At 62.1% G+C, this 11,059-nt stretch carries 6 protein-coding genes and 1 pseudogene; 6 read left to right on the forward strand and 1 reads right to left on the reverse strand.

Annotation, left to right across the window (positions count from 1 at the left end):
• Positions 1–143: 143 nt before the first annotated feature.
• A pseudogene (locus tag V6M87_RS26760) lies at positions 144–849 on the reverse strand (pyridoxal phosphate-dependent aminotransferase).
• A gap of 291 nt (positions 850–1,140) precedes the next feature.
• Between V6M87_RS26760 and V6M87_RS26765 the strand changes: the two are divergent.
• The 6 genes from V6M87_RS26765 to V6M87_RS26790 all read left to right on the forward strand — a co-directional run bounded on the left by V6M87_RS26765 (position 1,141) and on the right by V6M87_RS26790 (position 10,768).
• A complete protein-coding gene (locus V6M87_RS26765; RefSeq protein WP_332879724.1) occupies positions 1,141–2,577 on the forward strand; it encodes a DUF3375 domain-containing protein in 1,437 nt (478 codons plus the stop codon).
• A 9-nt stretch (positions 2,578–2,586) separates the two neighbouring features.
• Entirely contained in the window at positions 2,587–3,168 is a 582-nt protein-coding gene (locus V6M87_RS26770; RefSeq protein WP_332879725.1) for a DUF4194 domain-containing protein, read from the forward strand.
• Complete coding sequence (locus V6M87_RS26775; protein WP_332879726.1) at positions 3,165–6,548, forward strand: ATP-binding protein; 3,384 nt, start codon at positions 3,165–3,167, stop codon at positions 6,546–6,548. The genes V6M87_RS26770 and V6M87_RS26775 overlap by 4 nt, the downstream gene beginning before the upstream one ends.
• Positions 6,545–7,717: a Wadjet anti-phage system protein JetD domain-containing protein gene (locus tag V6M87_RS26780; RefSeq protein ID WP_332879727.1), complete on the forward strand. Its 1,173-nt coding sequence runs from the start codon at positions 6,545–6,547 to the stop codon at positions 7,715–7,717. Before V6M87_RS26775 ends, V6M87_RS26780 begins: the two co-directional genes overlap by 4 nt.
• Positions 7,718–7,790: 73 nt before the next feature.
• On the forward strand, positions 7,791–9,260 hold the full coding sequence (locus V6M87_RS26785) for a DUF2868 domain-containing protein (protein ID WP_332879728.1): 1,470 nt from the start codon (positions 7,791–7,793) through the stop codon (positions 9,258–9,260).
• Positions 9,257–10,768 carry a DUF3482 domain-containing protein gene (locus tag V6M87_RS26790; protein WP_332879729.1) on the forward strand — a complete coding sequence of 504 codons (1,512 nt, stop codon included), beginning with the start codon at positions 9,257–9,259 and terminating at the stop codon, positions 10,766–10,768. Before V6M87_RS26785 ends, V6M87_RS26790 begins: the two co-directional genes overlap by 4 nt.
• Positions 10,769–11,059: the final 291 nt, after the last annotated feature.

Below are 11,059 nucleotides of genomic sequence, written 5' to 3' on the forward strand. Positions count from 1 at the left end.
GTGTGAAAGTAGGTTATCGTCAGGCTAGTTATAAGAGAGAAACCCCGTACAGAAATGTGCGGGGTTTTTTTTCGTCTAATGGTTTTTTTGGATTCCCTGGCCTGGTAATGCACAGTATCGATCCCGGCTTGCGCCGGGACGGCTCAGGCAGCCAGCAACTCCGCCAGGGCCGCATGCAGACTGTCGCAGTCGCAGTCGGCGTCGGTACCGATGCTGATGCGCAGGTATTGGTCAATGCGGGGCAGCTTGAAGTGACGGACCAGAATGGCGCGCATGCGCAGAGCCACAGCAAGTTCGGCGGCGTCGTGCTGGCAGTGACTGACGAACAAGAAGTTGGCGGCGGAGGGCAGTACAAGGAGCCAGTGGCAATGCAATTCCGGTCGGTGCATTGGGATTGGCAATCACGACACCGCGGCAAGGATGGAGGTAGTCGGCAATCTGAAGCTGCAACGACTCATCAAGCGGAGAGGTGTTGAAACCAATCTGGTAAAGCCCGCAATACACCTGGTAGAAGCTGTAGGTAATGTCTGGAAACAGGATTGGTTGGTCCTGTTGGAAAAAAGCATAAAAGGCGTGCGCCAGCACCTCATCGGATCCGTTTCCGACGAATACGTGGTTGGCCTCGAGCGCGTAATGGTCAGCGATAGCTTGCTTCAGGCCGGACGCCTCGGGATCCGGATACAGGCGCAGGGCACTACCGGAAGCCTGATGCAATGCCGCCAGCACTGCAGGAGAGGGTGGATAGGGGTTTTCGTTGGTATGGAGCTTGATCAGCCCTGGCACGCGGGGATGCTCACCGGGTGAGTAGGGTTTCAGGCCGAGAATACAGGGACTCCACAGCTTTTTCATATTGCTCCGTCTCGTTTCAAAACGATTATACAGATGAGACTATTGTCGGATCAGGTACAACCCAATGCTGGCCCACCCACCAGCACAGGTGAATTTATCCTCCTGTCCAGTGACATCAACGAGAGAATCCCGGTACAGAGGTGTGCGGGGTTTTTTCATCCCCGCAGGCGCGGAACTACAGCGCTTATGGCCAGCGTTGCCACCACACGGAGGCGCAATGGGTCCGGCCTTGGCGGGAATGAGGTGTGGGTTGTGTGATAATCGGCTAACTATCAAGGCGTCGCTATCACCATGGAATACGATCAGCTCGTCTCCTTAAAGAAAAACCATCCTGCATGGCGGCTTCTAAGCGCCGATAACGGCCCAATGATTGCCAGCTTCTTGCAGCGCAGCTTCATTCTGCCGAACATCCGCACGGTCGCGCGCCAGCAGCTCGCGTCGCAGCTCGACGACCACCTGTATCACCTGCACACCAATGCCGGCGAAGCGCTATTTCCCAAAGCTGCAACCGCCTACCTGGATGACTGGGCCGCCGACGACCGAGGCTGGCTGCGCAAATATTATCCCGCCGGCCAGGACGAACCACACTACGACCTTGCTGCCTCTACCGAGACAGCGCTGACCTGGCTGCAAAGCCTGGGCCAGCGGAGTTTTATCGGCACCGAATCGCGCCTGCTGACGGTGTTCGACCTGCTGAACCAGATCATCGAGGGTTCCGAACTCAATCCACGCACCCGTATCGCCGAACTGCAAAAGAAGAAAGCGGAGATTGACGCCGAAATCGAGCAGATCAGGGGAGGGCGGATCGATTTGATGGAGCCGACCCAGGTGCGCGAGCGCTTTCTGCAAATGTCCGTCACCGCGCGTGAATTGCTGTCGGACTTTCGCGCTGTCGACCAGAATTTTCGCGCTCTCGACCGCACGGTGCGTGAACAGGTCTCCACCTGGGACGGCAGCAAGGGCGCGCTGCTGGAAGAGATATTCGGCAAGCGCGACCTGATTGCCGATTCCGACGAAGGCAAGAGCTTTCGCGCCTTTTGGGATTTGCTGATGTCGCCGTCGCGGCAGGATGAACTGAGTACCTTGCTGGCGCGCGTGATGGCGCTGCCTTCTGTCAAGGAACTTGCGCCGGACACGCGGCTGCAACGCATCCACTATGACTGGCTCGAAGCGGGCGAAGTCACCCAGCGCACCGTCGCGCGGCTGTCCGAACAGCTGCGCCACTACCTGGATGACCAGGCCTGGCTGGAAAACCGCCGCATTATGCAACTGGTGCGCGACATCGAGCAGCGCGCCCTGCGCCTGCGCGGTGAAGTGCCCGACGCAGCCTTCATGGAAATCGACGACGCGTCAGCGGCGATCGGCTTGCCAATGGACCGTACCTTGTACAATCCACCCTTCAAAGCGCGCATCGTGCAGCAGGCGCTCGACACCTCGATTGCCGATATTCCCGCGGATGCCTTGTTCGAGCAGGTGTACGTCGACCAGCTGCGCCTCGCGTCGAACATCCGGCGCGCCTTACAAAGTCGCAGCCAGGTGTCGCTGGGGGCGCTGCTGGCCGATTATCCGCTCGAGCAGGGCCTGGCGGAACTGGCGACCTACCTGAAACTCGCGACCTCCGACGTGTCCAGCGCCATCGACGACACCAGCGACGAAGTAGTGGAATGGATCGACGCCAACGGGCAGCATCGGCGAGCAACGGTCCCATTAATCATTTATACGATTTAAATTATTCCTATGACAGACGACGATCGACTCAGCCAGGTACTGGTGGCGCTGCTGCAGGGCGTCCTGTACCGCGACGGCGACGCTGCGCTGTGGCAATCGCTGTTTGAGTTGCAGGCGCGCGTGCGCGATTACTGCGTTACGATCGGCCTCGAGTTGATGTTCGACGAAGCAGAGGGGTATGCCTACTTGCGCCAACGACCACCGGTCGAAGGCGAGCCCGAGCTGCCGCGCCTGGTCCCGCGCCGCCAGTTGAGCTACCCGGTCAGCCTGATCCTCGTCCTGCTGCGCAAGCGCCTGACCGAATTCGACGCCACCGGTGGCGACACGCGCCTGGTCCTCAGCCGCGACCAGATCGCGGACCAGGTTCGGCTGTTCCTGCCCGATACCGCCAACGAAGCGCGCCTGCTCGACCGGATCGACGCGCACCTGAACAAGGTGATCGAACTCGGTTTTATCCGCCGCCTGCGCGGACAGGACGACCAGTTTGAAGTGCGCCGCATTTTGAAGGCGTTCGTCGATGCGCAGTGGCTGGCCGAATTCGAACAACGTCTGGCTGGGTACGGCGCACACGCTGCCGAGGAGGCGCCGTGAACGAGCCACTGCGCTTCGAACCTGAACTCGACTTCGGCGCACAATCCGTCGACGGACTTGAACGTGCCGGCTTTCGCCTGCAGCGTTTCGAGGTCTTCAACTGGGGCACCTTCCATCAGCGCGTCTGGCGCATGGAGCCCGACGGCGACAGCGTGCTGCTGACGGGCGACATCGGTTCCGGCAAATCGACGTTGGTCGATGCGCTGACCACGCTGCTGGTGCCGGCGCAGAAGGTGTCCTACAACAAGGCGGCCGGCGCCGAAGCGCGCGAACGCACCTTGCGTACCTATGTGCTGGGCCATTACAAATCCGAGCGCGGCGACAGCGGGATGGCCGCGCGCGCCGTACCGCTGCGCGACCACAATAGTTACTCGGTTCTGCTCGGCGTTTTCTACAATGAAGGCTACGACCAGACCGTCACCGTGGCGCAGGTGTTCTGGCTGAAGGATCCGCGCGGCCAGCCCGAACGCTTTTATATCGTGGCCGACAGCGTGATGGGCATCGCCGAACACTTTACCGGCTTTGGTGCCGACATCGCGCAACTGAAAAAACGCCTGCGCGCGCGATCTGGCGTGACGCTGTTCGACAGCTTCCCGCCGTACGGCGCCGAATTCCGGCGCCGCTTCGGCATCGCCACCGAACAGGCGATGGACCTGTTCCACCAGACGGTGTCGATGAAATCGGTCGGCAACCTGACCGACTTCGTGCGCGAACACATGCTCGAAGCGTTTCCGGTGGAAGCGCGTATCGATGCATTGATCGCGCACTTCGACGACCTGCATCGCGCCCACCAGGCGGTCCTGAAAGCGAAGGCGCAGATCGAACGCTTGCTGCCGCTGGTGGCCGACTGCGAACGGCACGCCGACCTGGTGCGCGAGACCGACCATCTGCGTGGCTGTCGCGAAGCGTTGCGCCCCTGGTTCGCGCAACGGAAAGGCGAACTGCTGGAGCGGCGCCTGGTGCTGTGGCAGGCAGAACTTGACCGCCTGTTCAACCGGCTCGAACGTTTGCGTGAACAGCAGAAGCAACAACGCCAGCAGCGCGACGAACTGGCGCGCGCCATGTATGACAACGGCGGCCACCGGGTGGGCGCCATCAAGGGCGAGATTGCGCGCTTCGAAGAACAGCGTGATGAGAAAAAGGTCCGTGCCCGGCAATATGGCGAAGTCGCTGCGGCCCTCGGCCTGGCCGGCGCTGTCGACGTCGACACCTTCGACGCCAACCGCCGCGCCATCGAGGCTGGTCAGGCGGCCAGCCTGGTTGCGCGCGACGATGGCAGCAACCGCCTGACCGAAGCCGGCGTCACGCTGCGCGAACTGCGCAGCCTGCACGGCGAGATTACGGGCGAACTCGATTCGCTGCGCCAGCGCCGCTCGAACATTCCGCGCCACATGCTGGCCTTGCGCGACACCTTGTGCACGGCGCTCGGCCTGGCGCCCGATACGCTGCCGTTTATCGGCGAGCTCGTACAAATGCGCGAGGAAGAGCGCAGCTGGGAGGGCGCGGCCGAACGCCTGCTGCACGGCTTTGCCCTGTCGCTGCTGGTGCCGGAGGCGCACTATGGCGACGTGGCGGCCTGGGTCGACACCACGCACCTGGGCGGGCGGCTGGTGTATTACCGCGTGCGCGCCAATGTGCAGGCCGAGGCACGCGCGCTGCATCCGCAGTCGCTGGCGCGCAAGCTGCAAGTGCGCGAAGTATCGTCGTTTTATCCGTGGCTCGACGGTGAACTGGCGCGCCGTTTCGACTATGCCTGCTGCGACAGCATGGAACAGTTCCGGCGCGAGAAGCTGGCGGTCACGCGCAATGGCCAGATCAAGGCCGGCGGCGAACGCCACGAAAAGGATGACCGCAGCGCGCTCGATGATCGCTCGCGCTATGTGCTGGGCTGGTCGAATGCAGCCAAAATCGCCGCGTTGGCCAAACAGGAGCGTGACTTGGCGACGCGTGTGCAGGCAGTCGCCGGCCAGATCGGCGCGCTGAAACGCGAGGTGGAAGACCACAACAAGATCCTCAACCTGTGGCAGCAGCTGGCCTTCTATTCCAATTTCGTGGAACTCGATTGGCAACCGCTGGTCGGCGCGATCGACCAGCTGCAGCGCGAACTCGATGAGCTGGCCGCGTCATCCGACGTGCTGCGCACCTTGCAGGCGCGGTTCGACGCGCTCGGCGTGGCAATGCAGGAAAGCGACGACGCGCAGCATCAGAGCACGCGTGACCATGCGACTCAGGTCGCCAAACTCGCCCAGACGCAGCAAGCCAGGGACGACTGCGCCATGCTGATCGACGCAACGCCCGAGGATGCGCGCGCGGCGTATTTCCCCACGCTGGCCACTCTGCAGGGAGACGCCGCCTTGACCATCGAATCCTGCGCCAACCGCGAAAAAGAACTGCGCGATGAGATTCAGGGACGCCTCGACGCCCACGCGAAAACCACCCAGCGCCTGCGCGACGCCATCATTGCGGCCATGCGCGACTATGTGCGCGACTGGCCGATGGAAACGCGCGAGGCCGACGCCAGTATCGACGCCGCCCCTGAATTCAAGCGCATGCTCGACGCCTTGCAGGCCGACGACTTGCCGCGCTTCGCCTCGCGCTTTAAGGAACTGCTCAACGAGAACACGATACGCGAGATCGCCGGCTTCCAGTCGCAGCTCAAGCGGGAACGCGAAACCATCCGTGAGCGCATCGAGATTATCAACGGTTCACTTCAGGCAATTGACTACAACCCGAACCGCTACATTGCGTTGGAGGCAGAAATCAATGTCGACGCCGACCTGCGCGACTTCCAGCAGGATCTGCGCACCTGCACCGAGGGCGCGCTGACTGGATCCAGCGACGAAGCCTACTCGGAAGCCAAATTCCTGCAAGTCAAACGCATCATCGAGCGTTTTCGCGGGCGCGAAGGCAGCACCGAGATGGACAAGCGCTGGACCCGCAAAGTCACCGACGTGCGCAACTGGTTCGTGTTCTCCGCGTCTGAGCGCTGGCGCGAAGACGACCGCGAACACGAGCACTACACGGACGCCGGCGGCAAGTCGGGTGGCCAGAAAGAGAAGCTGGCCTACACGGTACTGGCGGCCAGCCTCGCTTACCAGTTCGGCCTGGAGTGGGGCGTCGTGCGATCGCGCTCGTTCCGGTTTGTGGTGATCGATGAAGCATTCGGGCGCGGCTCCGACGAATCCGCACGCTATGGCCTGGAGCTGTTCAAACGCATGAACCTGCAGCTACTGATCGTCACGCCGCTGCAGAAAATTCACATCATCGAGCCGTATGTGGCGGGCCTGGGTTTTGTCCACAGCGAAGAGGGACGCCAGTCGATGCTGCGCTATCTGACGATCGACCAGTACCAGGTCGAGCGCGACGCACGCAAGTCATGAAAAAACCCTGGTCCAGTCCGGACGATGTGCGCGCCTCTGTCCGGCGCCTGTGGGAGCAGGGCCGCATCCTCGCCGCACGCCTGGGTGGCGAAGCGCTGTTCCCGCTCGAGATCCCGTTGCGCGTACCCAGCATCGCCGACATGGGCGAACAGTTCGGCGCCGTGCAAGACTGGGCCCGGCAGCTGCAGGCCGGCAGCGGTTATGAACTGTCCACACGGGTGATCAACCATCGCCAGCTTGGCCGCCAGCAGGTGCCGGTGGCGGCGCGGTTTGTCACAGCGGACGACGCACTGCGCGCGATCGGGTGCCTGACGGACGCACGTCGCTTCGACCAGCTGGCCGCAGTGACGCTGGCGACGTTTCCCGAACTGCGCGCCTGGGTCGGCAACCGCGCCCTGACGCTGCTCGACCAGGCCGACGAGTGGGAGCGCATCCTGGTGATCCTGCAGTGGTTTCGCGCGCACCCGCGCCCCGCCCTGTACCTGCGCCAGCTCGATATCGCGGGCGTCGACACCAAATTCATCGAAGCGCACAAGGCCTTGTTGGCCGAACTGCTCGACCTGTTGCTGCCGCCGTCGAGCGTACAGCCAGACGCCATCGGCGCGCGCCAGTTCGAGCAGAGATACGGCCTGCTTGGCAAACCGCCGATGCTGCGTTTTCGCCTGCTCGATCCGGCGCTGTACATCGCCGGTCTGCACGACCTGACGGTGCCGCTCGATCAGTTCATGGCGCTGCTGCCGCCGGCCACGCGGGTCTACGTCACCGAGAACGAAATCAACATGCTGGCTTTTCCGCAGCAGGCTGGCGCGATGGTCATTTTTGGTGGCGGCTATGCGATTGACCGCCTGCGGGATATTGCCTGGCTTCGCGCGTGCGAGTTGGTGTATTGGGGCGATATCGACACCCACGGTTTTGCCATCCTCGATCGCCTGCGTGCATCGATGCCACACACGCGTTCCATCATGATGGATGCGGCGACTCTGCATGCGCACCGCCCGCTATGGGGCATGGAACCGGCGGACAAGCGCTACGTTGGTGAGTTGACGCGCCTGGATACTGCCGAGCAGGCCCTGTTCGGTGCCTTGCGCGATAACGTGCATGGCCAGTACGTGCGCATGGAGCAGGAACGTATCGGCTACCGCTGGGTAAAGGACGTCCTGGGCCAGTGATGCCGTCCGTCGTTTTGCCGCCAGGTCAGGCACAATTGTGCCGTATCTGTTGCAATTAAATAAAGGCGGAAAAATGAACGAACAACTCGCACGCGATGTTGTCCTGGTGCGCGCTATCGAAAGCAGCGACACGGCCCATGTGGTACTAAGCGACGACGATCGCATGTACGCCAGCCGCAGTGCGCGCGAACTGGCGCAATGGCAAGCGGCCGACAGCAAGTCCGCTGTTACCTTCGACCTGTTTCTGCAACAGCGTTCGGAGCAAATCCTGAAACGCCTGGCGGAGCGCACGCCGGCGGTGAAACCTTTGCTGAAGGGACATGCTGCCGCTGCCTGGTTTGCCATTGGCTTGCCGCTGCTTGCCTTGTTGGCCGGTGCGCTGCTGGACCGGATTGCCGACCCGCACCGCGTCGACTTGCTGTCGGCGCCCTTGCTCGGCATCATTGGCTGGAATCTCGTCGTCTATGCGTGCGTGCTGGTTTTCTCTGTAGCGCCTGCCAAAAAAACGGGCGGAGCAGGCACCGCTATGCTGCGCCGTTTCAGCGTCGGTCGTGCACCGTTACCGCGCAAATTGCCGGCGGCGTTGGCCGCCGGCTTGACGCGTTTCATCGCGGAGTGGGCGCAATTGAGCGCGAAATTGTTGCGCGTGCGCCTGGCCCGTACCTTTCACCTGGCCGCTGCCGCCTTCGCGCTTGGCGCCCTCGTGTCCTTGTACGCGCGCGGGCTGACGTCGCAATATGGTGCCGGCTGGGAAAGCACGTTCCTGGATGCATCCCAGGTGCACCAGATCCTGTCGCTGGTGTTTGTGCCGGCTTTGTTTGTTTTCCCGTTACAGGGATTTTCCCTGGCCGACGTCGAGGCGCTGCGCTTCACCGGTACGACCGTCGCTGGAAGCGGCGCGCGCTGGGTTCATTTGTATGCCGCAACCGTGCTGCTGCTGGTGGTATTGCCGCGCGGCCTGCTGAGCATCGCCTGTCAATGGCGCGTGTCGACCTTGCGCCGCAATTTTCCAATCGATATCGAGCAGCCTTATTTTCGCAAGCTATCGGCCCAGATCGGCAACGTCGAACCCGGTCTGCTACGCGTGCTGCCGTACAGCTACACCCTCGACGAAGCACGTGACCGCGGACTGGCAGCGATTGCGACGGCACTTCTGGGCGAGCAGGCGCGCGTCATGCTGCGGCCATCACTCGCCTATGGTGAGGACGCGGTCGAGGCGATCGGCCCCGACACATCCGGCGTTACCGTCACTGCTGTCTTGTTCAGCCTGGCCGCAACGCCGGAAACGGAAAACCACGGCGCCTTGCTCGACCAGTTGCGCCGTGCATCGCCGCGCGGCATCGCCGTCCTGGTAGATGAATCGAGCCTGACGCAGCGCGTCGGCACCCAGCCGGGCGCCGATGCCCGCCTGGCCGAACGCATTGCCCTGTGGCGCCAGTTCTGCCACTTTCACGGTTGCAGCGCCACGATCGTCAATCTGCTCGACCCAGACAGGTATCCGGTCGATGCGGAGGCCGGACTGATCGTGTCGGAGGCGTCATGAGCGACAGCGCCACCATCCAGTTCGCACTGGTATCGCATACCAATAACGGCAAAACCACGCTGGCCCGTACCCTGGTCGGTGTCGACCTTGGCGAAGTGCGCGATGCCGCCCATGTGACGATCTTTGCCGAATCACATTTATTGCAGAGCACACCACAGGGCGATCAGCTCTTGCTATGGGACACGCCGGGCTTCGGTGACTCGGTGCGCCTGCTGCGCCGCCTGTCGCTGGCCGGCAACCCGATTGGCTGGTTCCTGCGTGAGGTGTTCGACCGTTACCGCGACAAGGCGTTCTGGCTTAGTCAGCAAGCTTTGCGCACGGCCAAAGATGCCGCCGATGTGGTGCTCTACCTGGTCAATTCCTCCGAGCATCCGCGTGATGCCGGTTACTTGCCTGCCGAGATGAAGATTCTGGCGTGGCTGGGCAAACCGGTTGTGGTGCTGTTGAACCAGCTCGGCCCGCCACGGCCGCACGCGGACGAATTGGCCGAGCAGGCGCTGTGGAAGCAGCACCTGGAACAATATCCCATCGTGCGCGCAGTGCTTGCGCTGGACGCGTTTGCGCGTTGCTGGGTGCATGAGCACGTATTCTATGAAGCGGTGGCGCCACTGGTCGACGACAGCAAGCAGTCTGCCTACCGGCGTTTGCTCGCCGCATGGGAAGTCAATAACCTCGAGCGCTATCAAGCATCGCTGGACGTGACCACGACCTTGTTGGTCCACGCCGCGCGTGACAGCGAGCCTGTGCCCGAGGCCGGCAAGTCCATGTTGAAGTCGGCCATGAAGGTGGTGGGCCTGGGTAAGTCGGACGAACAACGGCGTCAGGAGGCTGCCATGGGTAGCGTGGTGGCGCGGCTGAACGCATCGATCGTCAGTGCGACGTCGCAACTACTCGCATTGCATCACCTCGATCCGGGTGACGCCGGCAAGATCAATGCGCGCGTGCGTGACCATTTCGCGGTGCGTGCGCCCGTCGACAAAGCGCAGGCCGGATTGCTCGGCGCCATCGTCTCGGGCGCAGCGACGGGTTTGTCTGCCGACCTGATGGCGGGTGGACTGACCATGGGCGGGGGCGCTCTCTTAGGCGCCATCGTCGGCGGGCTGACGATGGCCGGCGCCGCGTGGGGTTTTAATGTCGGCACCGACCGCCAGCAGCCAAGCATGGAGTTAGCCGACGCCTTCCTGCAAACTTTGTTGGTTGGAATCGTCTTGCGTTATCTGGCCGTGGCGCATTTCGGACGTGGGCGCGGCAATTTCGTCGAAGGTGAAGCGCCGCCGTTCTGGCAGGGAGAAGTAGAGCGTGCAATTGCGGATTGCGCTGACTTGCCGCGGCTGTGGAGCCAGGTGCGGGGCAGTGCAAGTATGCCGTCAGCGCAAGCGTTGTTGGCGCCAGTCGTTGCAGCGGTCACTGGTACGACGCTGGCCCGCCTGTATCCGGGTACCACCATTCCCAGTGTGCATGCCGACACCGACAATCCCGGAGGAAAAGGCCGGAACTTCGTCGCCTGAACGTAATCTAAAGAATAAATCGCCCTTTCGCCTTGCGCCCCCTTGCGGGCGCGCAAGGCGTTTGCTATAGTTCGCCTCCCTGAGAAATTGGTTAACAAAAACAAGAGCTTGCGGGACGTTATGAAAGTAGGGTGTAGGAAAAGAAGAGTTGACGGCGTAGGATAAAACCTGCATAATCTCACCTCTCTGCTGCGACGAACACAACGCTTCGTCAAACACAGCAAAAAACGCAGTACCGAATAAAGTTCTTTAAAAATTAACAGTCGATAAGTGTGGGCGTTTGATGAAGGT

The organism is Massilia sp. S19_KUP03_FR1 (genome assembly GCF_036688685.1).
Classification (GTDB): Bacteria; Pseudomonadota; Gammaproteobacteria; order Burkholderiales; family Burkholderiaceae_D; genus JALYUM01.